The sequence below is a fragment of the Nocardia jinanensis genome, assembly GCF_014645735.1.
Lineage (GTDB): Bacteria > Actinomycetota > Actinomycetes > Mycobacteriales > Mycobacteriaceae > Nocardia > Nocardia jinanensis.
The window spans coordinates 1-23,629 of record NZ_BMMH01000040.1 but is presented as its reverse complement, the minus strand read 5'-3'; the positions used below and the strand labels follow the sequence as shown (position 1 = coordinate 23,629).

The window sequence follows — 23,629 nt, the reverse complement described above, 5'->3', positions numbered from 1 at the left end:
GCCCGGGCCCATCAGGCCCGCTGGTTCGCTTTGCCCGCCGCAGCCATCTCCTCCCAGATCGGCCCGAAGAGCAGCCACAGGCCGGTGATCGTCCAGGCCCGGCCGATCCATCCGTACAGACCAGCCGCCTGCTCGCTGTCCGTGACGGTGACAACGACGAGACCGAGCGCCGCCGAGGCGATAACGGCGGCGAGTACCACCCGGCCCCATTCGCGCCAGGCCGCCGCGGCTCGCTCCCTGCTGCCCCGCGCCGGTTTCACCGGCGCCGGACCACCCGCGAAACGGTGGGCGAAACGAATATCGGCCCAGCGCACGATCGCGGGACCGAACGCGACGCTCGTACCGAGGTAGATCGCAGCCAGACCGTGTACGACTCCCGGCTCGGCGCCCCGCCGCAGGTCGAGCGCCGCGGCCACGATCAATGCCACATCCAGGAGCGGGATCCCCCACAGCAGTATCGCGCCGGCCGTGCGCAACCGGAGCACGTAGCGGGCGGTGAGTCCCGCGGCGAGTAGTACCCACAGCCCGATCTCGGAAGCCACGATCATCAGTGCGACGGGGTTGTCCCGGATTGTGTCGAGCATCGTGCGTCCTCTGCTGGTCGGCGGCTACCGGTCGAGTTTCGGTCACTCGGCGCGGGGACGCGTCGTCCGATCGGACGATCGCGGGCCCTACGAAGGAAGGACAGCACGCGGCGGGGCGGCCGGCCGGATCCCGAAAAGAAAAGCGCGACAGGACAAGACATAATTACCTGTGCGAAATGCATTCTTCGAAAAGCGTGAGCGGGATATATGACAAATTCATACAACCGCTCCCGATATTGATCATGAACCACCACGGGACGACACGAATGTAATTCAGACCAGCACTGTGCAAACTATGTCGGATAGGTCACAGTTCGGTTTGATTTAACCCCCGATACCTATAACGTTCGGATAACACCAGTACCAAGGTGTGCGGCGATGCCGACGGCATCGCCGAAGCAACGGATACGACAGGAGCATTACCATGGGTTCAGTGGATTTCAGCAGCCTCGGCGATTTCTTCGGCGCCTTCGGCGACATCTTCGGTGGTATCGGCACCTTGTCGAGCTTCTCCGCCGAATAACATGCACATTGCATGAACAGGGAATCCTGCGACCACAGCCCCCCGGACTACACCCGGTGGGCTGTTGGCGTTCTACACACCCGCGTCATCGGCAATCCAGATATTCACCCCCGCACACCGGTGACCGGCGAACCGTTCCGCGTGGTGGGAGTGCGATGAGTAGCGACAGGATCCGCTTATCGGGGATTACTTCACCGGCCGGCTACGGCGAGACCGGTTCTGTCCGGAACGCGAGGTTCGAAAATCGGGCTCCGGCCGAGAACCGGGAAATCCACCGGGAGAACGGTATCGAACTCGATCGTAGATATATATCGACGATCGATATCGCCCGAAATCATCGCCGAGTTCGATCACGCGCAGCCGGGCGCGGCAGCGTCCCGGAACAGCGGGGCCCCAGCGGGCGGCGCATAGATCACAGAGAGGACCACCGGTTCGGCACCGAGGTTGCGGCCGATATGAGTGTTGCGAGCACCGGCCTCCTCGTAGATGAACTCCCCGGGGCGGAATTCCGGAGCGGCACAGTCCGGGCCGGGATGAGTAAGCGTCCCGGCGGCGACGAATCCGTAGACCGGTCCTTCGTGGTAATGCCAGCCGGTGGAACCGCCGGGGCCGACGGCGGTGTAGCCACCGGCCACGCCCGCCCCGGGCACCGGCCGATGCGCGAGACTCCCGCCGGATCGACTATGACCCCGGTCACTCCCGCTGAGCGGGCCTGCCCGGGTCGACACCGTTCTGACCAGGCATTATCCGGAAACAGGTATACCCCGGGCCATTCGACCGGCGCGCCCCGGCGCCTGGTGCAAGATCCTGGACTCGGAACGAATCAGCACCATCACATCGAGGGCAGTCATGCACGAGTGGAATCCCGAGAACATCCAGAAATGCGGCGATATATACGCGGAATGCACCGAGGCGGCACTGATGATCCGTCGGTGCGGAAGCTGTAGCAGGCTCTTCGCCCCACCGGTCACCCGGTGCTCAGCCTGCCGGTGCGACGATTTCGAACGAGTCCCCGCGGGCGGCAACGGGTCCATCGTGTGCTGGAGGATGGTGACCTGCGCACCGGACGCCCGCACCGATTCGGTGAAGTCGATGATCGCGATCGTGGAACTCGACGAGGGACCGTGGGTGTACACGACCATCGACGGGGAGCCGCCGCGGGCCGGACGCCGACCGGTCCGGGTGCGCTTCCAGGCGCCTCCGCGCGGAGATCGCTTCCCGGTTTTCGTGATCAACGCGGGGCAGGCCGTCGCGGCGGAGTGACCGCCTCGCCGGGTCGACACCGTCTCTCGAGAACATCTCGCCGCCGTAGTGTCCCGGCGATAGAGTTGGGGTGGCGAGAGGGACGCGTATGTCACCCGGTTCCCACAATCGTATTCGATGGATCGCAGTCACCCGATGAGCGGCGACGACCCTGTACGTACACGCCGCGAGTCGACGATGACCGTCGCGACGGAACTCGACGCGGCCGGTTTCGAGAATGCGGCCGAAGTGGGCCGCGGCGGTTTCGGTGTGGTCTACCGGTGTACCCAGGAGCCCCTCGACCGGACGGTCGCGGTGAAGGTGCTCACTGCGGAATCCGATGAGGACAATCGGGCGCGGTTCGCGCGGGAACAACGCGCGATGGGCCGGCTGACCGGGCACCCGAATATCGTCACCGTCCTGGAAGAGGGCATCACGCCACGGGGGCGGCCTTATCTGGTGACCCCGTTCTACCCATCGGGCTCGCTCGACGCGTGGCTCCGGCAGCACGGCCCGCTCCCCGCCGAGGACGTACTGCAGATCGGTGTGAAGATCGCGGGAGCGCTGGAGAGCGCGCACCGGCTCGGCGTCGTGCACCGGGACGTGAAACCGGGCAATATCCTGCTCACCGACTACGGTGAACCCGCACTGACCGATTTCGGGATCGCGCATATCGCGGGTGGCTTCCGGACAGCGGAGGGTACGGTGACGGGGTCGCCGGCGTTCACCGCGCCCGAGGTACTCGAGGGCGAACCGCCCACCCCCAGCGCCGATGTCTACGGTCTGGGAGCCACCCTGTTCTGCGCGCTCACCGGGCATGCGGCCTTCGAGCGGCGCAGCGGCGAGAAAATGGTGACCCAGTTCCTGCGGATCACCACCCAGCCTCTGCCGGACCTGCGCGACAGCGGCGTGGCCACAGATATCAGCGATATGGTGGAATCGGCGATGAACCGCGACAGCCGGGAGCGGCCGTCGGCGGCCGCTCTCGGGGAAGCTATCCGCCGGGTGCAGGAGCGCCACGGGTACCCGGTGGACGAGATGGCGCTACAGGACCGCCCCGCCCGCGAGGAGCACACCGACAGGTCCCACATACCGGCGCAGCGTAAACCGATCGGGCCCGGTCACACCGGAAATCTCCCGCTGGAGCTGACGAGCCTGGTGAACCGGCGCACCGAGGTAGCCGAGGTGAAGAACCTGCTGGCGACGTCCCGGCTGGTCACCTTGACCGGAACCGGGGGTGTGGGAAAGACGCGGCTGGCGCTGCGAGTCGCATCGCAGATGACGCGGGATTTCCCCGACGGTGTCTGGCTGGCCGACCTCACAGAGGTTTCCGAGCAGGCGATCCTGGTCGATGTGGTGGCCGCCGCGGTCGGGGTGCGCGACGAAGCATGCCGGCCGCTGATCGACGTACTGGTGGAGCACCTGTGCCCGCGTGAGACCTTGCTGGTGCTGGACAACTGCGAGCAACTGGTCGACGCCGTCGCCGAGCTGGACCAGGTCCTGCTGCAGGGCTGTGCGGGTCTGCGCATCCTGGCCACCAGCCGCGAACCGTTGAACATCGCCGGGGAGGCAGTGCTGCGCGTAGCGCCACTGAAGGTTCCCGACCCGAGCCGCGAACCCACACTGCTCGGGTTGCCCCGATTCGACGCGCTGACCCTGTTCGCCGAACGTGCGGCCGCGGCGGTGCCGGGGTTCGAGCTCGACGAGGACAATAAGGGCGCGGTGGCCCGGATCTGTGCCCGCCTGGACGGGATACCGCTGGCCATCGAGCTGGCGGCCGCTCGGCTGCGGACCATGACGCCGCAGCAGATCCTGGAGCGAATCGATATCCGCAACCCGGTGCTGACAGTGTCCAGCCGCAGCGCCCCGAAGCGCCAGCAGACACTGCTCCTGTGCATGGACTGGAGCTATGACCTGTGCAGTCCGGCCGAACAGCGACTGTGGACCCAGCTCTCGGTGTTCGCCGGGAGTTGCGAAATCGACGCGGTGGAGAGCATCTGCGATATCGATCCCGGCCCGGCCAGTGTGCTGGACGTGTTGTCGTCGCTGGTGGACAAGTCCATCCTGATCCGCGAGGAATCCGGCCACGCTGTGCGTTTCCGGATGCTGGAGACGCTGCGCGACTACGGCAGGCACAAATTACGTGCGGCGGGCCGGGACCAGGAACTGCGCCACCGGCACCGCGAGTGGTACGAACGGCTGGGCGCGGATGCGGCCGCCGGCTGGATCAGCGCGGCTCAGCCGGACTGGATCGCCCGCCTGAGCCGCGAACAACCCAATCTGCGGGAGGCGATCGAGTACTGCCTGGCCGAGGACTCCGAGGCGGCGGCCGATGCCGGGTTGCGCACCGCGTCCGGACTCTACGATTTCTGGAACTTCCGCGGCCTCTACAACGAGGGCCGATCATGGCTGCGGCGCACGCTCGCCCGGCCCGGATGGCATTCGGTACCCGATCGGATCGAAGCGCTCTGCGCGGCGGCCGGACTCGCCGCGCAGCACGGCGAGTTCGCGGCCGCGGCCACCGCGCTGGCGGAGGCACACGACCTCGCCGGGCCGGCAGCCGCGCCGATGAGCCGGGCGCAGATCGAGTTCGTCGAAGGTCTTTTCGCGCTGGCGCGCGGCGAAGCCGATGCCGCGGCCACCCATTTGGAAAGCGCCGTCGAGCTCACCGACTCGGATCCGACCGGCAAATTGCGGATGAGCACGCTCACCGTACTGGGCTGGGCGCACGAACTGAACGCGGATACCGACCGGGCGCGCGACTACTACCGCCGAGTGCTCGCGGTCACCGAACCCTGTCACGAGGTCCTGCATCGCGCGGCGTGCCTACGAGGTGTGGGTGTCGCGGTCTGGCGCGACGGTGACCGGGACCGGGCTCGGCAGCTGCTGGAGGAGGCATTGCGGGTCAACAGCGGACTGAACAGCACCGTCATCAACATGTTCTGTCTGGAGGGGCTGGCCTGGATCCTCGACGCGCGAGCGGAAGCCGAGCGCGCCGCGGTCCTCATGGGCGCCGCGCAGGGGCTCTGGCCGGCCGGAGCGCAGGTGACGACCGTATTCCACAATATGGCGGGGTTCCACGAGGAATGCGAGCGCAACGCCCGCGCGACCCTGGGCGACCGCCGGTACGACGCGGCCCATCAGCAGGGACGGACCATGGGCATGGACGCGGCCGTCGCCTACGCGCTCGGCGAGTCGACCGGTGCGGCGACCGAGGCGGCGGCCGACCGGGCGCCGAAACTGACCAAGCGGGAACGCCAAGTGGCCGATCTGGTCGCGCGAGGGCTCAGCAACAAGCAGATCGCGACCAAGCTGGTGATCTCGCAGCGCACCGCTCAGGGCCATGTCGAGAACATCCTGACCAAGCTCGGGTTCACCTCGCGCGCCCAGATCGCGGCGTGGATCGTGGAGAACGCGCAGGGATGAAATGCTTCTACCTGAGCAAACACGCACGTTACCGGACCCGCGCGGCCATCCGGTGCGGTATGACCGCTTCTTCCACAGCCGGTGGCCCCGGCCTGCCTCGGCCACGGCAGATAGCCGAGTCGAGCGCCCCGCACCGGCGAACGAGGTCACTGTGGGGCGTGAAATGTGCGGACCGCGGGTAGCAGCCGACCGGCTTCGTCGGTCGTCTGCTCCAATGCGAGGGCGGCGATATCGGTTCCCGGCAGAACTTCCGGCTTGGCGATACCGGTCGGCACATGTATATCGCTGACCACACCTCCTTCGCCGTGCATATAGGTAGCGAACTCCTGCGCGCCGGTGGCGCCGGGCCGACTGCTGTTACACGACAACACCACCACCGGCCGTTGCGGACCGGTAGTGATCGCCCGGTGAAAGTCTGGATGGCTTCCGACGATGCGACCGAAGGCCTCCCCGTCCACGACCACCTTCTTCCACACGCGATTCTCGGCAGTGCCGATATCGACGTCGGCACCGTAACCGTGTAGACCCGCATGGGCATCGACGTAGATCGGCGGAGTTCCGTTGCGCCGCACCGCTGCACCCCAGGCGGCCGCGCGGGAGTGACCCCATTCCCAGATCGTCTTGGCACCGCGTATCGGTAGCTGCCTGCGGACCGCCGGTGAGTATTCGGTGTCGGCCAGACGGTCCGAACGTGCCCAGGTGCGCAAATACTCACCCTCCACAGCGTCGTCGACACCAGGTTGTGTACTCAGCACACGCAACCCGAGGATATTGCCGTCGGAGTCGTACATGGTGGCGGTGCGCGCCCGGTCGGCGCTGAACGTGATCTCCTCGCCCGCATCGGTCCGTCCGCGCAACGGCGCACTCGCATCGACCGGGGATCTCTCGGCACCACCGCGTGCCGCAGCAGCGGCAATCCGAGCGCCATCCGCATCGGCGCCCGTCTCCGCCTTGACAATGCCGCGTACACCGTCCGCCGTGGTGGTGAGGTCGCCGTGCGCGCGGGTCCTGATGTAATCGATAGGATTCTGAAGACTTTTGACGGCTGCGAGCATCAACTCCTGCAGTCGTCGGCTCATACCACGAGTTTGCTCCTGTCCTCCTACTCGAGCCAATCCGTGATCGGGTCGCTCCCCAGCGCACCCACAGACCCGCGCCCGGCCCGAGCAACAACCGCCGGGGTTCGACGAACCCGGCACCCACTTCGTCACCGTGCGGGTCTCGTCGCAGCCGGACGGCGACCCCACCACCGCCTGCGCCCGGATCGACAATCTCGCCCGGGTCCGCGTCGTCGTGCGGTGAATCGGTTCCACCGGAGACGAGGGGCGCAGTATCGTTACGTCGGTGACACGGCCCGCCCGGCTGCGGCGGCTCGGCCCGGTGCCCCGCGACGGCCTAGGGTCGAGCCTATGACCGTTCCGAATCTGACCCTGAACAACGGGATCGAGATGCCCGCCCTCGGGTTCGGCGTCTACCAGACGCCCCCGGACGAAACAGTCGCCGCGGTGGACTCGGCATTGACGACCGGCTACCGCCATATCGACACCGCGGCGGTGTACGGCAACGAGCGGGAGGTCGGCGCGGCCATCCACCGCTCCGGACTCGCCCGCGACGAGGTGTTCGTCGAAACCAAGATCTGGATCACCGATTTCGGCTACGACCGCACCCTGCACGGCTTCGACAAGAGCGCCGGCAAACTCGGCGTCGAACAGATCGACCTGCTGATCCTGCACCAGGCGTTGCCCACCGACTTCGAGCGGACCGTCCAGGCGTACCGGGCGCTGGAGAAGCTCTACGCCGACGGGCGGGCCCGCGCGATCGGTGTCTCCAACTTCATGCCCGATCACCTGACCCGGCTGCTCGCCGAATCCGAGGTCGTACCAGCCGTGAACCAGATCGAAGTGCATCCGTATTTCCGCCAGTCCGAGCTGCTCGCGGTGGATACCGAGCACGGCATCCTGAACCAGGCGTGGTCGCCGATCGGCGGCGTCACTTTCTATCGCGACGGGTCGCACGGCTCGACCCTGGAGGATCCGGTGATCGGTGAGATCGCCGCGGCGCACGACCGGTCACCCGCCCAGGTGCTACTGCGCTGGCATCTGCAGCAGGGCCGCCAGGCGATCCCGAAATCGGTGCGGCCCGCACGGATCGCCGAGAACTTCGATATCTTCGGGTTCGAGCTCACCACCGCACAGCTCGACGCGATCGACGCTCTCGACACCGGCATCCGCGGCGGACCGGAACCTGCCGATATCACCCTCGAGAAGTTCGGTATCGAAATCCCGGAAGCCTGAGTGCGGGCGGCGAGGGCCGGGCGCCGCCCACACCATCGCCCCGGCGGCCCCCTCGCGCGGCAACGCCGACCTGGAGGTCAATATCTCCGGGGAGAGAACGGTGGGACCACCCTCGGCGCCTACAGACCGGCCGAGCCCAGGGCCTGAGCGACTCCGCCCAGGAAATCGGTGATGGCGATGTACCCCACGGCGAGCGCGACCAGGATGAATTCCATACCGATGAGATCGCCGATCACGGCACCGCGTTACCCCGGAACGTGAACACCCTCGCGGACCACGCGCTCGGACGCCCGGAATTCACCTCCGGGCCGCCCCGTGGGACGGCCCGGAATTTCGGCTGCGCGCTCAGGCCAGGTCGAACCGGTCGTTTTCGGCGACCTTCACCCACGCGGCCACGAAATCGTCGACGAACTTGGCGCCGGCGTCCCGCTGGGCGTAGACCTCGGCCACAGCTCGTAGTACCGAATGCGAACCGAACACCAGGTCGTTGGCGGTGGCCGTCCATTTGATCTCGCCGGTTCGCCGATCGCGGCCCTCGCAGACGTTCTCCGCCGACTCCGAGGCCTTCCATTCGGTGTTCTGGTCGAGGAGGTTGACGAAGAAATCGGTCGTCAGAACGCCCGGGCGGTCGGTGAAGACACCGTGCTTCGTACCGCCGTGGTTCGCGCCGAGGGCACGCAGACCGCCGACCAGCACCGCCAGTTCCGGCGCCGTGACATCGAGCAGATAGGCCCGTTCCAGCAGCAATCGCTCCAGCGGAGCCTTCTCACCGGGCCGCACATAGTTGCGGAACCCGTCGGCACGCGGTTCGAGCACCGCGAAGGATTCCACGTCGGTGCTCTCCTGGGTCGCGTCGGTGCGTCCGGGCCGGAACGGCACGGTGACGTCGTGGCCCGCGTCGCGGGCGGCTTTCTCGACCGCCGCCGAACCGGCGAGGATGATCACATCGGCCAGCGAGACCTTCTTCCCGCCCGACGCCGAATCGTTGAAATCCCGCTGGATCCGCTCGAGGACGGGCAGCACCTTCGCGAGCTCGGACGGTTCGTTGACCTCCCAGTTCTTCTGGGGTTCGAGCCGGATCCGGGCGCCGTTGGCACCGCCGCGCTTATCGGTGCTGCGGAAACTCGCCGCCGCGGCCCAGGCGGCCTTGACCAGCTGCGGGACGGACAGACCGGAATCGAGGACCTTACGCGCGAGGTCGGCGATATCCTTATCGTCGATCAGTGTGTGGTCGACGGCGGGGACCGGATCCTGCCACAACTGCGGTTCGGGGACCCACGGGCCGAGGTATCGGCTGATCGGTCCCATATCGCGGTGCAGCAGCTTGTACCAGGCTTTGGCGAATGCCTCGGAGAGTTCCTCCGGATGCTCCAACCAGCGGCTGGTGATCTCCCGGTAGATCGGATCCTCTCGCAACGCCAGGTCGGTGGTCAGCATGGTGGGCGTACGGGCGGGCCCGTCGAACGGATCCGGGATGGTGCCCTCGCCCGCCCCATCCTTCGGCTTCCACTGATGAGCCCCCGCGGGGCTCTTGGTGAGCTCCCATTCGTAGCCGTACAGATTCTGCAGGAAACCGTTGCCCCATTGGGTCGGCGTAGCGGTCCAGACGACCTCCAGACCGCTGGTGATCGTGTCCTTGCCCTTGCCGGTACCGTAGCTGCTCTTCCAGCCCAGGCCCTGCTGTTCGATCGGGGCAGCCTCGGGTTCGGCGCCCACCAGATCGGGATCGCCGGCGCCGTGCGTTTTACCGAAGCTGTGCCCGCCGACGATCAGCGCGGCGGTCTCCTCGTCGTTCATCGCCATCCGCCCGAACGTTTCCCGGATATCGCGCGCCGCGGCCACCGGATCGGGCCGCCCGTCGGGCCCTTCGGGATTCACGTAGATCAGGCCCATCTGAACATTGGCCAGTGGGTTCGCCAGTTCACGTTCACCGCTGTAGCGCTCGTCACCGAGCCAGGCGTCCTCCGGACCCCAATAGACCTCTTCCGGTTCCCAGATATCGGGACGGCCGAAACCGAAGCCGAAGGTCTGGAATCCCATCGAGTCGAGCGCGACATTACCGGCGAAAACCAGCAGGTCTGCCCAGGAGATACTGTTGCCGTACTTCTGCTTGACCGGCCACAGCAGCCGGCGCGCCTTGTCGAGGCTCGCATTATCGGGCCAGCTGTTGAGCGGTGCGAAGCGCTGCGCACCCTGACCGCCGCCGCCGCGGCCGTCGGCGATGCGGTAGGTGCCCGCCGCGTGCCAGCTCATCCGGATGAAGAGGCCGCCGTAGTTTCCGTAATCGGCCGGCCACCAGTCCTGTGAATCGGTCAGTACCGCCGCTACATCGGATTTGAGGGCGTCGACATCGAGTTTCGCGAACTCCGCGGCGTAGTCGAAATCCTCTCCCAGCGGGTTGGATTTGGACGAATGGGCGTGCAGCACCGACACATCGATCTGTTCCGGCCACCAGTCCGCATTGCTGCGCGGGCGGTGATCGGTATGCGGAGTGGGGGACGGGATCGCCGGGTTCTCGCTCTCGCTCGTGCTGCGAGTTCCGGTGTCAGGAGCGGGTGGACGACTTTCGGAGGTCACAACTTTCCTTCCTGAATAAGTGATCGGAGCTGCGATCAGGTGCGCTGCGCGACCGCGCAGCCGGGACACAGGCCCCAGTAGATGACCTCGGCTTCGTCGATCGAATAGCCGTGGTCGTCGGAGGCTGTCAAACATGGGGCCTCGCCGACCGCGCAGTCCACGTCGGCGATCGAACCGCAGGTCCGGCAAACGACATGGTGGTGATTGTCACCGACACGCGACTCGTAACGGGCCACGAGACCGGAGGGTTGGATACAACGGATCAGTCCGGCCGCGGTGAGCGTACGCAACGAGTCGTACACCGCCTGGTGCGATACCGCGGACAGGCGGTCCCGCACGGCACGGATGATCGAATCGGTATCGGCATGCGGGTGGTCGTACACGGCGCTCAGCACCGCCACGCGCGGAGCTGTCACGCGTAGCGAAACTCCCCGCAGCATCTGCTGGAAATCCACGGCCGCATGCACAGGCGAAAGTCTCGTCTCTTTTCTGGAATGAGTCAAGCAATGAGGATCCTACCGAGCGTCGGATCCGGTCACAGTGTCCCGTTCGTCATAGCAGCCGTACGGCGAGCGCCTCGGCTCCCCCGGGCCGCCGGGCAGTGGAGAACTCCACCCGCTGGTCGGCGAACAGGACCCGATAACCGTCGGCCTCGATACTCCGGTACTCCACGAAGACCGGACCGATATCGTCGTCGGGATCGATGTAGCCGAAGCCTTTCTGAGCGTCGTACCAGATCACCCGCCCGCACCGGACCGATGAGCAGGTGGCCGCGGACCGCAATTCCCGGATACCGGATTCGTTCCCCAGTCGTGGAGAGACCGGCGCCGTCACCGGGCGCCGACTTTCCGGGTGTGCATGATCCGGTTCCACCAATCGTTGAGCGGGCTCGGATCAGGCCAGACGACCTGCGGCTCGACCCGGTGTGATTCGGTACGTGGCACGCGATACCGGGTGCCGGGGGCCGTCGCGGATTCCGGGCCGGTTCCGGCAGAAGGACCGCCGGCCCGGACGAGGGGGCTCGAATGCATATGCGGCGTCTACCCCGGATCCACCGGTTCATGCCTTTGGGCGCGCAAAGCCACCGCAGCGGCGGTTTCAGCGCGCCGCCCGCGAGGGAGCGACCGCGGGCCCGCCGACCCCGCACTGCGGCAGGCAGTCCACCTGGTCCAGTTCGGGTGCGCGCCGGGGCGGCCGCAGCAGTACGGCGGCCAGCGCAGCGCCGGTGAGCAACAGGCCGACACAGATCCACATCGCGACGGTGAATCCGGCGTCGAAGACCGCCGGATCGTCGAGCGCCCCGGAGATTCCGGCCAGCCCGGGCAAGGCCGCCACCGCGAGTAGTTGCGCGGTCCGGGCAACCGCGTTGTTGACGCCGGAGGCGATTCCCGCCTCGCTCGGCGATACCGCGCCCAGCACAGCCCCGGTGAGCGGGGCGACCAGCACCGACAATCCGAGACCGAAAACGAATACGCCGGGCAGCACATCGGCCGGATAGGACGCCCCGGGTCCGACCCGCAGCAGCAGTATCAGTCCGGCCGCGGCGAGAACCGGTCCGATTGTCATGGGCAGCCGGGGACCGTGCCGCTGCGCCCACCGGCCGGAAGGCGCCGACAGGACCAGCATCAGCAGCGTCACCGGCAGGGTGGCCAGCCCCGCGAGCAGCGGTGAATACCCCGCGACCAATTGCAGTTCCAGGACCAGCAGGAAGAACACCCCGCCGAGCGCGGCGTACACCGCGAGGGTGACCAGGTTGGCGACAGTGAACACTCGCGCGGCGAACAGCGACGGCGGGACCAGCGGATGATCGCTGCGCACCTCGATCAGGACGAACGCCGCCAGCAGTAGAACGCCCGCCCCGACCAGTAGTGGCAATCCGTCGATCAGTCCGAGAGTCAGCGCGCCGAGCGCGGCCGCGATCGTCAGCGCGCCCGGAAGATCGAGGCGGTCGGCGGCGTCGGGATCCCGGCTCTCCGGCACATGCCGCACCGAGACCAGTACGACAACTATCACCAGCGGCACATTGATGAAGAAGATGGACCGCCAGCCCGCGACCTCGATCAACCAGCCACCGAGGAACGGCCCGAGTGCCCCGGCCATTCCACCGAAACCCGACCACAGCCCGATCGCCGCGCCTTGATCGCGGTGGTCGATCGACGCGGAGATGAGGGCGAGACTGCCCGGGGTCAGCATGGCACCGGCCACGCCCTGTAACACCCTCGCCGCCACCAGCATCTCTATGTTGACCGCGGCACCGCACAGCAGCGACGCGACAGCGAACCCTATGGCGCCGGCGACGAACACCTTGCGCCTGCCGAACCGGTCGCCGAAGGAGCCGCCGAGCAGGATGAACGAGGCCAGCGTCAGGGTGTAACCGTTGAGCGTCCACTGCAGTCCGGCGACATCGGTATCCAGTGCGGTACCGATACGGGGTAGTGCGATATTGACGACGGTGGCATCCAAGGACGCCACCGAGGAGCCGAGCACGGTGGCCAGCACGATCCAGCGGCCGGCCGCCGACCCGAGGCGGGGCAGCTCGGTGGGGTTCACCTCACCGAAGATACGGATTCGGGCGGATCGCAACTCGGCGACACACGCGTAGGGATGCGGAGCCTCGAACACATCGGACCGGACCCGGCGGCCTCACTCGCCCGGTCGGTCCGGATCAGCGTCCGCGACCCCGGTTGCCCGGCCCACCGAGGTGGATGTGCGGTCAGCGCGCACTCGGGCGGCGACACCGGAGCCTCCCTGCCGATCGGCCCCCACCTGCCTCACGCTGTTCGGGCGACGGCGCGAAAGGCAGCGGGAACCAGACCGGCAGGCGTGACGCTCGCCGCGGGATCACATCTTCGCGTAGCGGGCACAGGCCAGATCGTAGAGACCGTAGGCGGCTATCCCGAGCCCCGCCGCTACCAGGAGAACAGGACCGAACGGCTGTGCGCCCAGGGTTTTCAGCGCGGCGTCCAGACCGCTGGCCTTACCGGGGTCGGATCGGTTCACCGCCACGAGCACGAGCACACCCACCCCGGCGATGGCCGTGCCCTTGCTGAGGTATCCGACCGTTCCCAGTTTGCGCAGGAGGCCGGTGTCGGTATGCAGTTTCTCGAGGAACTTCCGGGTCGCACCCTTGTAGATGTGATATCCGCCCACGGCGAGGATCACCAGACCGGCGACGACGAGTACGACCTTGCCGCCGGTGCTCTCCATCAGACGCGCGGACAACCCGGCGTTCTGACCGCCGCTGGACTTACCGCTACCGCGCACGAAACCGAACGCGGTGATCGCATAGCCGACATAGACCACGCCCACGGCGAAGGCCTTGGCGCGGTGGAACAGATCGGATTTGCGATCCTCGTCGCCACCGCCGTTCCGCGAACCCAGCGCCGCCTCGGTGAGCCGCCACAACGCCATGAAGACGAAGGCGGCGACACCGACGACCAGGGCGGGGACGCCGCCGGGTTTGGCGGCCAGTTCGGCCATGGCGCCGGACTGGTCGGTGGTACCCCCACCGCCGAAGGCGAGCCGCACGGCGAGATAGCCGATCAGCAGGTGCACGATGCCCGCCATCACGAAACCGGCACGGGCGAACCGCTCGAACACGCGACTGCGGGTGACTCCGTTCACCGCGGATTTCGGCCCGGACGTAGAAATCTCGATCATCTGGCCTCTCTTCGTACCGGAGGCGCGCGACCAGGCAGCGCGGAACAGGCGCGACAGATCCGGCCCCGGGTCAAAGCCGGACCGAAACCACTTCTCGCACCGCTCTATTCGCTGCTGCGCCTCCTCGAATGAACGTAACGTTCAGCAGATACCCGGGGATACGGCGGTGAAACGGTGCGCGCGCTCCTGGTCGATGGCGCAACAGCGCCACCGGTCGTCGCATATTCAGGCCGACATCACCGCGGCCGCCATCCCCTGGCCGCCGCCGATACACATCGTCAGCAGCGCGCGGCCGCCGCCGCGACGGCGCAGCTCGCGCAATGCGGTGGTCAGCATACGAATCCCTGTGGCACCGATCGGATGGCCGAGCGAGATACCGGAACCGTTGACGTTCAACCTGTCGCGATCGTCCCAGCCCCATTCGTGCAGGACACCGAGCACCTGGCACGCGAATGCTTCGTTGAGCTCGACCAGGTCGAAGTCCGATAGCCGTGCGCGATCGTGGTGCCGTAGGGCCCCGCGGCCGCCCGTTCGGGATCGATATGGATCCACTGCCGGTCGTCGGTCGCAGCGGCGAACGCGTCGACCCGAGCCTGGGTCACCTCGAACCATTCACTGTAACCGAGATGGGTGCCGATCGCGGAGGCGGGTGACTGGTGTGCAGCAGGATGGGATCCATATCGGCGAAGGCTTTGACGAGCCCGGCGGCCGGAATACGGTGTGAGCGAGGTCCGTTCGGTCACACACAACCGTCGCGAGAAAAGTGAGGCGGCTCACTTTGATGATGCTGATCATACGTCTGAATTACGACCTCGCCAAGATCTATGCGCATGATTATTAGCACGGGGTAATATCAGCGCCGTGTCCGACACCTCGGGAGGAAGCGCCGCGAGTGCGGCAGCGCACCGGGTGCTCGACTGGGCCGAGAGCGGAGTGCCCGCCCTGACCGGATTTCCCGACGGTCCGGCCCTGATACCGCCCGGATCGGCGGCGACGGTCGCCCGGCGGCACACCGACCGGATCGCGACGATCACCCACGGCCGAGTCCGTCTCGACGGTGCCCGCCTGCTCTCCGAGCGCGCCGCTTTCACCGGGTTCGTACGCGGTGGCACACTCTCGGCCGGGCGGCACTGCCGCCTCCTGCCCACCGCCGACGGCTGGGCCGCCGTCAGCTGCGCCCGGCCCGACGATCCGGTACTGCTCGCCGCACTCATCTGCCACGATGCCGCGGACGATCCCTGGCCCGGCGTAGCGGACTGGCTGCGCACCCACACCGGCGCCGAACTCGCCGAACGCGCGGACCTCCTGGGGCTGGCCGCAGGCCCGGTCGCCCCGGCGCCGGCGGATCTTCCGCAACCGCTCCGCCCGCGTCCGGTGGACGGATTGCGCGTCGTCGATTTCAGTGCCCTGTGGGCAGGCCCGCTGTGTGCCCATCTGCTCGGTCTGGCGGGAGCCCGCGTCATCAAGGTCGAGACCCCCACCCGGCCCGACGGCGCCCGCCGCGGCGAGCCCCGTTTCTACCGGCTGCTGCACGGCGGGCACGAATCCGTGGTCCTCGACCCCGGTGACCCCGCCCAGCGTCGCGCGCTGACCGAACTCGTCGCCTCCGCCGATATCGTGATCGAGGCGTCGCGGCCGCGCGCGCTGGCCGGATTCGGGCTGGACGCATCAGCGTTCGCCGCTGCCGGAGGTACCTGGATCTCGATCACCGCGCACGGACGAACCTCTAATCGGATCGGCTTCGGGGACGATATCGCCGCGACAGCGGGCCTGACCGCCCAGGACCGGGGCTCCCCGGTGTTCGTCGGCGACGCGATCGCCGACCCGCTGGCGGGCCTGACGGCGGCGGTCCTGGCGATGTCGGCTCCCGCCGACGGATCCGGCAGGCTGTGGGATATCGCTATGTCGGCGGTGGTGGCCGCGACTCTCGGTCCCGAATCGGCGGTGACCACGGCGATCGACGAATCACGCATCGTCGCACCGAGCCGCCGCGAAGCCGGCGGCGATGCGCCGGACAGCGGACAGGACACCGATGCGGTACTCACCGAACTGGGTATTCGCCTGCGATGACGAGCCTGCTGATCCGCGACGCCGAGGTATCCGGTACACCCGGTACCGATGTCCTGCTCCGCGAGGGCGTGATCGCCGCAGTCGGTACGGATCTCCCCGCGACCGGAGTCCCGATACTCGACGCCGGTGGCGGGGCCCTGCTACCGGGCCTGCACGATCATCATCTACACCTGCACGCGCTCGCCGCGGACGCGGCCTCGGTGCGCTGCGGCCCACCCCGGGTGCACACAGCAGCCGATCTAGCCCAGGCGCTGGCCACCGCACCGGGCGACGGCTGGATCCGCGGGGTCGGCTACGTCGAAACCGTTGCCGGTCTGCTCGATTCCGCCGCGCTCGATTCGCTCCACGCCGAGCGGCCGGTGCGTATCCAGCATCGCAGTGGCGCCCTGTGGATTCTCAATTCGGCGGCAGCGCGCCGGATCGGCCTCGATACGACGGACGAACCAGGTATCGAACGCGATACCGCGGGCCGTCCCACGGGCCGGCTCTGGCGCGCGGACACCTGGCTCAGGTCGCGACTGCCCGATACCGGCCCGCCCGACCTCACAGAGGTCGGTGCGCAACTGACCCGCTTCGGAATCACCGGGATCACCGATGCCACACCAGATCTGACCGATGATTCACTTGTCGCGCTGATCGGCGCCGCGGAGTCGGGCGCTGTCCCCCAGCGGCTGAACCTGCTCGGTGTCCCGCTCGGTGGGGAGTGCGGCCCGGGCGTCGCGGCCGGGGCATACAAGATCGTCCTGGCCGATTCCGGATTCCCCGAGATCGACGTATTGGTCGCGACCGTCCGGCGCGCGCACGCGCTCGGGCGCCCCGTCGCGGTGCACTGTGTCAGCAGGGAGGCCCTGCTCATCCTGCTCGCCGTATTCGACGAGGCGGGAACGATCCCCGGCGACCGGATCGAGCACGGTGCGGTGGTGCCGGGCGAATCCGTCAGCGCGCTGCGGCGTCTCGGGCTCACCGTGGTGACCCAGCCGGGGTTCATCGCGGCGCGTGGCGACGACTATCTGCACCGTGTCGATCCGTCGGACCTGCCCGATCTCTACCGTTGTCGCAGTCTGATCGCGGCCGGTGTGGGGTTGGCCCTGTCCAGCGACGCTCCGTACGGTCCGGTCGACCCCTGGCAGATCATCACCGCCGCGGTAACGCGTCGCGCGCCCGGTGGCCATATCGTCGGCGCCGGCGAAACCCTCCGGGTGCCGGAAGCGCTCGGCCGCTGTCTCGCGCCACTGCACGATCCGGGCGGCCCGGCCCGGACGATCACGCCGGGTGCGGCCGCCGATCTGGTGCTCCTGGACCGGCCGATCGAACGGATGCTCGCGGCACCGGTGGCCGAGGCGGTGCGCACGACGATCATCGACGGCCGGATGGTGTTCGACCGATAGGGCGGTGGGCGACCCGCGACCGCTCGGGCCACCCACCGGTCAGATCCCGACGAGCTCGGCGAGCAGCTCCGTATGGTGCGCGTGATCGCCGAAAAGCGGTTCGACCGCTTTCGCCGGCCGGAGGTACAGGTGCGGGTCCGCCTCCCAGGTGAACCCGATACCGCCGTGGATCTGGATATTCTGCGCCGCACAGAGGTTCAGGCATTCCGCTGTCTGCGCCCTGGCCATCACCGCGACCCGCGGGAATTCCTCGTTGTCTTCGGTCGCACAGAGGGAGGCGTACATGACGGTCGCCTGGGCGGCGTCGATGGCGATGGCCATATCGGCGCATTTGTGCTTGATGGCTTGGAATGATCCGATGGGCCGATTGAACTGGACCCGCTGCTCGGCGTACGCCACGGCCATCCGCAACTCCACATCGCGGAAGGTCATCGGCGGTAGTACCGCCCGGATCGGCCTCGAGGTCCACACCCAGCGATTCCTTGCCACGGTTGAGCCAGACGAAGTGCGCGGCCAGACCGTGCACTGCGGTGTCGTAGTTACGGGCGAAGTCGCCTTCCCCGATTCGTTCGACCTCGACCACCCGGGCACCGAGGTCGGCGGGATTCGGCGATCATGGCCTGCACCAGCTGGAATTCCCCGATCGGGGTACCGCCCTGGGTTGCCGTGGCCGCGTACGCGACGGCTTCGTCGAGCGCGCGCTGGGCGGTGCCGACCGCCAGTGCCGCGATATGGACGCGGCCCCGGGCCAGCGAGGTCATCGCGGCCCGGTATCCGAAGTCCTCGCTGCCACCCACCAGAGCCGAGTCCGCAACGCGCACATCGGTGAAGTGGACATCGGCGGTCCAGGCGCCCTCCTGACCCATTTTGCGGTCCTTGGGTGCCACCGCGAGACCCGGAGTGCCGGCGGGGACGAGGAACACCGCGATACCGGTGCCGTTCTCGTCCGCGGGCCGGGTACGGGCGAAGACGACGAACAGATCGGCCAGCGGGGCATTGGTGATGAACCGCTTCTCCCCGTTGATCACCCAGTCGCCACCGTCCCGGACCGCCTTGGTACGCAGTCCGGACGGATCCGAACCCGCGCCGGGTTCGGTCAGCGCGAACGAGGCCACCACGGCACCGGAGGCGATACCCTCGAGCCATTGCGCCTGCTGCGGGCCGGTACCGAAGCCCACCAGTACCTGACCGGCGATTCCGTTGTTGGTGCCGAACATGGAACGCAGCGACAGTGATGTGTAACCGAATTCCATTGCCAGCTCTACATCCTGGGTCAGATCCAGCCCGAGGCCACCCCACTCCTGTGGGATCGCGTAACCGAACAAACCCATCGCGTCACCGTCGCGATCCGCGGGGTTCCGATCCGCACTGAGCCGCTACCGGCCGGCGCGATCGGCGGTCGCATCGGAACAAACGGCGGATGTTCCCTTCCCACAAGCCGATAGAAAAGCGGAGGCAACCGGCGTTGCCTCCGCTTCTCCGCACACCTCTCGGGTGATCCGTCGATCAGCCGCGGGTGCCCCATGCGATCGGGGTATCCAGCACCTCGGGGTAGTGCTTCTCCTCGTAGCGCCAGATCGCGTCGATATGCTCTTCCATCGCCGTCAACGCCGCGGCGGCATCCCCGGCGGCGACCGCGCGATAGATCTTCTCGTGGATATCGCAGGTCGCGACCCGGTGCCGCTCCGGGTACTCCATCCCGACAGCCGATCCGTCGAGCATATCCAGCAACGCGTGGATGAGATAACCGAACAGCGCGTTACCCGAGCCCTGGGCGATCGTGTCGTGGAAGACGCGGCTCATCTCGACGAAAACTTCCTCGTCGTCGAGGTTTTCGCGCATATTGTCGACCGAGTACTCGAGCTTGGCGAGTTGTTCCTCGCTGATCCGGTCGGCGGCGAGCTTGGCCATCATCGGCTCGAGGGCGGTGCGGGCTTCGACGATCGTCCGGAAGGGCGCGTTCTCGAACTGCAGCAGCAGGGTGATGGCTGTCGCCAGCCCCATACCGTCGGGCTGTTGCACGATAGGGCCACCGCCTGGGCCGGGCTTGAGCGCGATAACACCCTGGAGTTCCAGGAATCGCAGCGATTCACGCAATGTACCCCGGCCGATCTCGTAGTCCTCGAGCATCACCCGCTCGGGCGGCAACTTGTCGCCGACCTTGTTACCACGTTTGTTGATGCCCTCGACGATCCGCTGCGCGACCAGCATCGCGGTCTTCTGCGGACGAAGCCCTGGCTGTCCCATTACACGTACCTCCATACGGTAAGGCCGCTCCCCCGCACCGACTGAAGTTCGAAGCCCCAAAAATCTATGATTATGTTTACCTCATTTTAGGTGTAAATATCATCTCGAGCGGACCCGATTCCATGGCCGAACGGCACGCTCCCCGCCCCGCCCCGCCCCCCGTACACGGGGCGCACCCCGTCCGCCGAACCATCCGGTGAACGCGAACCCGCTGTTTCCGCATCCGGGCTCGGACTTTTCCTATCGGACCCCGCCGGCGATCTCGTCGACCAGTCCCCACTCCCGCGCGCGCTCGGCGCCGAGCGCGCTACCGGTCACGAACAAGTGCAGCGCACGCCAGCGCCCGATCCGCCGGGGCACACTCACCGTGCCCCCCGCGCCGGGTATCAAACCCATCGCTACTTCGGGCAAGCGGACCACTGTGTCCGGTGCGGCGACCACCAGTCCGGCGAACGCGGAGATCTCGATCCCGGCTCCCACACAGTGGCCGTGCAACCGGACCTCGAGGCGCTCCGCGAGGCGGGCCATCAACCGCGCCGCGCCGCCCCGGGTCCGGACCAGGTGCGCAGTCGCGGTATCCGGTGTATGGCCGAACTCGTCCAGATCTCCTCCGGAGCAGAAGGACGAACCCGCGCCGTCGAGGACGATGTGGGTGAAGCCTCGGGCGAGCACCGCGGTCCGCAGCGCCTCGACCAGACCGTCCCGTAGCGCCGTACCGTAGGCATTGCGTCGTTCCGGACGGTTGAGTGTTATCCGCAGGGTGTCGCCCTCGGCCGACAACAACACCGGCGACATTTCGGGCGGGGGCGGTAGCGGCCGGCCCAGACGGCGCCGCTCGTCGAGCCACCCACCGAACTCCGCTCCGCCTTGCAAGGTCGAGTACCCCAGCGATTCCACATCGATCGCGGCGTCCACCGGAAGATGTTCCGATGCGCGCAACACCTGCCCGGCGATATGCGACGCCTGTGGACACCGCCGCACACAGGTGAGGAATTCGGTGAGCGCGCGATCGAGGTCCTCCACGCCCACGACCGGACGATCCGCCGCCCCGGCCACGGCGGCGTAGGTCAGGTCCAGCGCCGCGGTCAGCGGCGCCAGGTCCGGGGCGATCGCACCGGAGCAGACGCCGACTGTCAGGTTTCCCAGGCTCGCCACCCGGGTGGCCGCGGCTTGCGCGGTCGCACCGTCGGCGCCGTCCAGATCGACGATCAGCACCGGTTCCAGCAGCGCGGCCGGGTCCAGGACCGATTCGAGGAGAGCGCCGCCGGCCACATCCGCCGCGGTAAGGGTTCGCACGTCCATTTCCACCGTCCTGACTTCGTACCTCGGAACGTAGCAGGGTCCGGTCCGCACGACTCCTTCGCCCGGTGAAGTGATCCAGGACCGGCGATCGCGCGGTGGACAGCGGCGCCCGGGATACCGCGGGCCGAGAAGAACCCGGGCGCTGGACGCCACCCCTCCGCTTCCCCGCCGGGGAGTGAACTCGGTGATCTTTTCCTCGGTGCCGGGATCGGGATCACCTCACCGGCAACCGGGTCGCTCGCTCCACCGAGCCCCGCGTTTCCGGCCGATCCGCGCCCCGAACCCGTCGGACACCGCGCGATACTGGTCGGGCTGATGCGGTCCGGCCCACACAGAAACATGATTCGAGGTGCCGCAAGTTGTTACACCATGTGCAGATAGCCTGCCCGCCCGGAAGTGAAGAGCGTATGCGCGCGTTCTATCACGGCGTCCTCGGCTGGCCCGAACTCACCAAGCCGCCGTTACTGGCCGCGCGTGGTGGCTGTTGGTTCTCGGTCCCGGGGGTGGGCGGACCGACTGCTGAACTCCATATCGGCGTGGAGGAGCCTTTCCGGCCCGCCCGCAAGGCCCACCCCGCCTTCGTCGTCCACGTCGACACCACAGCGGCCACGCTCATCGCCGCGGGCCATACGGTCCGTTGGGCCGATCCCGCCGAGATTCCGGGTCGCCGCCGTTTCCATACCGACGATCCAGCGGGTAACCGTCTCGAATTCCTGGACTCCGAGCACAGCGCCGGGGCGGGCCGGGTTCCCTTCGATATCGGGGACTACGAACGCCGGGTGCGGGAGAGCCCGTGTTTCGTATGCGCGATCGTCGCCGGAACCCACGACTCCGAAATGGAGCAGATCATCGACGAGGACGACGAGAACATCGCGTTCCTGGGCCGCTACCCGACGCTGCTCGGCCATACCCTCGTGGCGCCGAAACAGCATCGTGAGCACGTGGTGCGTGAGCTGGACCTACCCCAGTTCCAACGTCTGACCGGTATGGTCCACCGGGTCGCGCGGGCGGTGGAGGCGGTACTACCGACCGAACGCATGTACGTGTCGAGTCTGGGCAGCCAACAGGGCAATTCGCATCTGCACTGGCATATCGCACCACTGCCACCCGGCGTGCCATACCGCGAACAGCAATTCCATGCGCTCATGGCCGAAAACGGCGTGATCCCGTGGACACTCGGCGACGCCGTCGATCTCGCCGGGCGGCTGCGCCGGGCGCTGGACCCACCCGCCGCGGAGTGAGTCCGGCGGAACCTCCGCGCCGGGCCCGGGCCCGGCAGCACCGACCACACCGGCACTCGCAGATCACCGAACAACGCGGCCAGGGTGAGCAGGCTCAAGCGCTCCATCGTCTACGGCGATATCGACGGCGCACCATATCACCATGCGCTTCCCACCGCTGGTGATCGGGAATGATCGGTGCATGGATCGGTGGAAGCGAGAGATGCTGCTGTCCGCCAACAACGGCTTGCGCGGTCAGGTCGAGCATCTGCTCGATACCTACGAGCGGCAGCACGACCGGCTGGCCGAGACCTACCGGCAGCTGGAGGCGATGCGGGTACAGGCCTGCTCACCCGACCGATCGGTGGAGGTGACGGTCGACTCGAGTGGCGTCCTGGCGGAGCTGGAGCTGACCGCCTCCGCACTGCGCAAATCGCCCGAGGCGCTCGCTCGCACAATCATCGACGCGGTACAGGAGGCGGCTCGGCACGCCCGCGAGCAGCAACGATCCCTGACCGCGTCCAGCACAGAAGAACTCGGGGATATGGACGATCTACCGGACATCATGCCCGGGGTCCCCGGTCTGGACGGCATCCGCGCCTATCTGCGGGGCGAAGAGAGCCGGACGGACTGATCCAGCAGATCGGGCGCATCTCCCACCGAAGGTAAGGGAAGATTCGATACCGCACCGACTTCAGGGCGAAACCAGCTGCACCAGCAGAGCACCGGCCAGCAGCAGCGCCGCCCCGGCCAGCTGGGCCGGACCGAGTGTCTGGCCGAGTAGCCACCAGGCCAGCCCCGCGGCGGCCACAGGTTCCACGAGAGCCAGTACTGCGGCCGCGGCCGCGGGCAGATCGCGTAGTGCCCGCGATCCGGCCAGGTAGGGCACTACCGTCCCCGCGACCGCCAGCACCAGTTCCCGGGAATTTGCGTTCCGGCTGATCGCAATCCTGTCCGGCGGCCGGTACGCACGATTGGATCGATATTGCCGGCTGCCGGTGGACGGGAGAGGCCGGCCGGGTATCGAAAGAGGAGCTTCCCAATGAAGATGTCAAGCCCGGGAGATGAGTCCCGGTGATGAGATCAGGCTGCGGCA

At 67.5% G+C, this 23,629-nt stretch carries 19 protein-coding genes and 4 pseudogenes; 7 read left to right on the top strand and 16 right to left on the bottom strand.

Going from position 1 to position 23,629, the window contains the following annotated elements; all coding sequences use genetic code 11:
- Nucleotides 1–11: 11 nt before the first annotated feature.
- The gene (locus tag IEY68_RS34630; RefSeq protein WP_058853106.1) at nucleotides 12–584 is read right to left on the bottom strand and encodes a hypothetical protein; all 573 of its coding nucleotides are present in this window, start codon (nucleotides 582–584) and stop codon (nucleotides 12–14) included.
- Nucleotides 585–1,457: 873 nt separating this feature from the next.
- A complete protein-coding gene (locus tag IEY68_RS34625) occupies nucleotides 1,458–1,757 on the bottom strand; it encodes a cupin domain-containing protein (RefSeq protein WP_229719216.1) in 300 nt (99 codons plus the stop codon).
- A gap of 400 nt (nucleotides 1,758–2,157) precedes the next feature.
- Here IEY68_RS34625 and IEY68_RS36655 point away from each other — a divergent pair, with 400 nt between their 5' ends.
- Both IEY68_RS36655 and IEY68_RS34615 read left to right on the top strand, forming a co-directional pair.
- Nucleotides 2,158–2,370 (top strand): PhlB family protein, encoded by a 213-nt coding sequence (locus IEY68_RS36655; protein WP_229719215.1) that lies wholly within the window; start codon nucleotides 2,158–2,160, stop codon nucleotides 2,368–2,370.
- 177 nt (nucleotides 2,371–2,547) lie between these two features.
- Nucleotides 2,548–5,775 carry a protein kinase domain-containing protein gene (locus tag IEY68_RS34615; RefSeq protein WP_308435012.1) on the top strand — a complete coding sequence of 1,076 codons (3,228 nt, stop codon included), beginning with the start codon at nucleotides 2,548–2,550 and terminating at the stop codon, nucleotides 5,773–5,775.
- Nucleotides 5,776–5,921: 146 nt separating this feature from the next.
- On the opposite strand, the gene IEY68_RS34610 is transcribed toward IEY68_RS34615, so the two are convergent.
- Nucleotides 5,922–6,854 carry a hypothetical protein gene (locus tag IEY68_RS34610; RefSeq protein WP_058853102.1) on the bottom strand — a complete coding sequence of 311 codons (933 nt, stop codon included), beginning with the start codon at nucleotides 6,852–6,854 and terminating at the stop codon, nucleotides 5,922–5,924.
- Nucleotides 6,855–7,184: 330 nt separating this feature from the next.
- Between IEY68_RS34610 and IEY68_RS34605 the strand changes: the two genes are divergently transcribed.
- Nucleotides 7,185–8,069, top strand: a complete 885-nt coding sequence (locus tag IEY68_RS34605) for an aldo/keto reductase (RefSeq protein WP_058853101.1) — start codon at nucleotides 7,185–7,187, stop codon at nucleotides 8,067–8,069.
- Between the two features lie 345 nt (nucleotides 8,070–8,414).
- On the opposite strand, the gene katG is transcribed toward IEY68_RS34605, so the two are convergent.
- From katG to IEY68_RS36650, 7 genes and pseudogenes are all read right to left on the bottom strand, one after another.
- A complete protein-coding gene (gene katG / locus IEY68_RS34600) occupies nucleotides 8,415–10,646 on the bottom strand; it encodes a catalase/peroxidase HPI (protein ID WP_058853100.1) in 2,232 nt (743 codons plus the stop codon).
- Nucleotides 10,647–10,681: 35 nt separating this feature from the next.
- Complete coding sequence (locus IEY68_RS34595; protein WP_058853119.1) at nucleotides 10,682–11,086, bottom strand: Fur family transcriptional regulator; 405 nt, start codon at nucleotides 11,084–11,086, stop codon at nucleotides 10,682–10,684.
- Nucleotides 11,087–11,198: 112 nt separating this feature from the next.
- Entirely contained in the window at nucleotides 11,199–11,480 is a 282-nt protein-coding gene (locus IEY68_RS34590) for a cold-shock protein (RefSeq protein ID WP_058853099.1), read from the bottom strand.
- A gap of 264 nt (nucleotides 11,481–11,744) precedes the next feature.
- Entirely contained in the window at nucleotides 11,745–13,196 is a 1,452-nt protein-coding gene (locus tag IEY68_RS34585) for an MFS transporter (protein WP_058853118.1), read from the bottom strand.
- Nucleotides 13,197–13,487: 291 nt separating this feature from the next.
- Nucleotides 13,488–14,306 (bottom strand): DUF1206 domain-containing protein, encoded by an 819-nt coding sequence (locus IEY68_RS34580; protein ID WP_058853097.1) that lies wholly within the window; start codon nucleotides 14,304–14,306, stop codon nucleotides 13,488–13,490.
- Nucleotides 14,307–14,531: 225 nt separating this feature from the next.
- Nucleotides 14,532–14,801: pseudogene (locus tag IEY68_RS34575) on the bottom strand (acetyl-CoA C-acyltransferase); the annotation flags it as partial.
- Nucleotides 14,786–14,944, bottom strand: a pseudogene (locus IEY68_RS36650) (MaoC/PaaZ C-terminal domain-containing protein); the annotation flags it as partial. The pseudogenes IEY68_RS34575 and IEY68_RS36650, both read right to left, overlap by 16 nt.
- Nucleotides 14,945–15,167: 223 nt before the next feature.
- Between IEY68_RS36650 and IEY68_RS34565 the strand changes: the two are divergent.
- Complete coding sequence (locus tag IEY68_RS34565) at nucleotides 15,168–16,376, top strand: CoA transferase (RefSeq protein WP_373293050.1); 1,209 nt, start codon at nucleotides 15,168–15,170, stop codon at nucleotides 16,374–16,376.
- A complete protein-coding gene (locus IEY68_RS34560; RefSeq protein ID WP_058853094.1) occupies nucleotides 16,373–17,764 on the top strand; it encodes an amidohydrolase family protein in 1,392 nt (463 codons plus the stop codon). Before IEY68_RS34565 ends, IEY68_RS34560 begins: the two co-directional genes overlap by 4 nt.
- A 39-nt stretch (nucleotides 17,765–17,803) precedes the next feature.
- Here the strand turns inward: IEY68_RS34560 and IEY68_RS34555 are convergent, their stop codons facing one another.
- The 5 genes and pseudogenes from IEY68_RS34555 to IEY68_RS34535 form a co-directional block, all read right to left on the bottom strand.
- Nucleotides 17,804–18,169 (bottom strand): acyl-CoA dehydrogenase family protein, encoded by a 366-nt coding sequence (locus tag IEY68_RS34555; protein ID WP_229719218.1) that lies wholly within the window; start codon nucleotides 18,167–18,169, stop codon nucleotides 17,804–17,806.
- Nucleotides 18,170–18,200: 31 nt separating this feature from the next.
- A pseudogene (locus IEY68_RS34550) lies at nucleotides 18,201–18,365 on the bottom strand (CoA transferase); the annotation flags it as partial.
- Nucleotides 18,364–19,137: pseudogene (locus IEY68_RS34545) on the bottom strand (acyl-CoA dehydrogenase family protein); the annotation flags it as partial. The pseudogenes IEY68_RS34545 and IEY68_RS34550, both read right to left, overlap by 2 nt.
- A gap of 133 nt (nucleotides 19,138–19,270) precedes the next feature.
- Nucleotides 19,271–20,011 (bottom strand): FadR/GntR family transcriptional regulator, encoded by a 741-nt coding sequence (locus IEY68_RS34540; protein WP_063000970.1) that lies wholly within the window; start codon nucleotides 20,009–20,011, stop codon nucleotides 19,271–19,273.
- A gap of 240 nt (nucleotides 20,012–20,251) precedes the next feature.
- Nucleotides 20,252–21,313, bottom strand: a complete 1,062-nt coding sequence (locus IEY68_RS34535; protein WP_058853091.1) for an enoyl-CoA hydratase/isomerase family protein — start codon at nucleotides 21,311–21,313, stop codon at nucleotides 20,252–20,254.
- A 407-nt stretch (nucleotides 21,314–21,720) separates the two neighbouring features.
- Here IEY68_RS34535 and IEY68_RS36645 point away from each other — a divergent pair, with 407 nt between their 5' ends.
- Together IEY68_RS36645 and IEY68_RS34520 are read left to right on the top strand one after the other, a co-directional pair.
- Entirely contained in the window at nucleotides 21,721–22,554 is an 834-nt protein-coding gene (locus tag IEY68_RS36645) for an HIT domain-containing protein (RefSeq protein ID WP_229719214.1), read from the top strand.
- 181 nt (nucleotides 22,555–22,735) lie between these two features.
- Nucleotides 22,736–23,167 carry a YbaB/EbfC family nucleoid-associated protein gene (locus tag IEY68_RS34520; protein WP_189094686.1) on the top strand — a complete coding sequence of 144 codons (432 nt, stop codon included), beginning with the start codon at nucleotides 22,736–22,738 and terminating at the stop codon, nucleotides 23,165–23,167.
- Nucleotides 23,168–23,227: 60 nt separating this feature from the next.
- On the opposite strand, the gene IEY68_RS34515 is transcribed toward IEY68_RS34520, so the two are convergent.
- Nucleotides 23,228–23,446, bottom strand: a complete 219-nt coding sequence (locus IEY68_RS34515; RefSeq protein WP_058853089.1) for an EamA family transporter — start codon at nucleotides 23,444–23,446, stop codon at nucleotides 23,228–23,230.
- Nucleotides 23,447–23,629 lie beyond the last annotated feature (183 nt).

Excerpts from the sequence above, each read along its gene's own strand:
- IEY68_RS34630 (WP_058853106.1), bottom strand. The coding sequence starts at position 584 with ATGCTCGACACAATCCGGGACAACCCCGTCGCACTGATGATCGTGGCT.
- IEY68_RS34615 (WP_308435012.1), top strand. The coding sequence starts at position 2,548 with ATGACCGTCGCGACGGAACTCGACGCGGCCGGTTTCGAGAATGCGGCC.
- IEY68_RS34610 (WP_058853102.1), bottom strand. The coding sequence starts at position 6,854 with ATGAGCCGACGACTGCAGGAGTTGATGCTCGCAGCCGTCAAAAGTCTT.
- IEY68_RS34605 (WP_058853101.1), top strand. The coding sequence starts at position 7,185 with ATGACCGTTCCGAATCTGACCCTGAACAACGGGATCGAGATGCCCGCC.
- IEY68_RS34595 (WP_058853119.1), bottom strand. The coding sequence starts at position 11,086 with ATGCTGCGGGGAGTTTCGCTACGCGTGACAGCTCCGCGCGTGGCGGTG.
- IEY68_RS34580 (WP_058853097.1), bottom strand. The coding sequence starts at position 14,306 with ATGATCGAGATTTCTACGTCCGGGCCGAAATCCGCGGTGAACGGAGTC.
- IEY68_RS34560 (WP_058853094.1), top strand. The coding sequence starts at position 16,373 with ATGACGAGCCTGCTGATCCGCGACGCCGAGGTATCCGGTACACCCGGT.
- IEY68_RS34555 (WP_229719218.1), bottom strand. The coding sequence starts at position 18,169 with ATGGCCGTGGCGTACGCCGAGCAGCGGGTCCAGTTCAATCGGCCCATC.
- IEY68_RS34540 (WP_063000970.1), bottom strand. The coding sequence starts at position 20,011 with ATGGGACAGCCAGGGCTTCGTCCGCAGAAGACCGCGATGCTGGTCGCG.
- IEY68_RS34535 (WP_058853091.1), bottom strand. The coding sequence starts at position 21,313 with ATGGACGTGCGAACCCTTACCGCGGCGGATGTGGCCGGCGGCGCTCTC.
- IEY68_RS36645 (WP_229719214.1), top strand. The coding sequence starts at position 21,721 with ATGCGCGCGTTCTATCACGGCGTCCTCGGCTGGCCCGAACTCACCAAG.
- IEY68_RS34520 (WP_189094686.1), top strand. The coding sequence starts at position 22,736 with ATGGATCGGTGGAAGCGAGAGATGCTGCTGTCCGCCAACAACGGCTTG.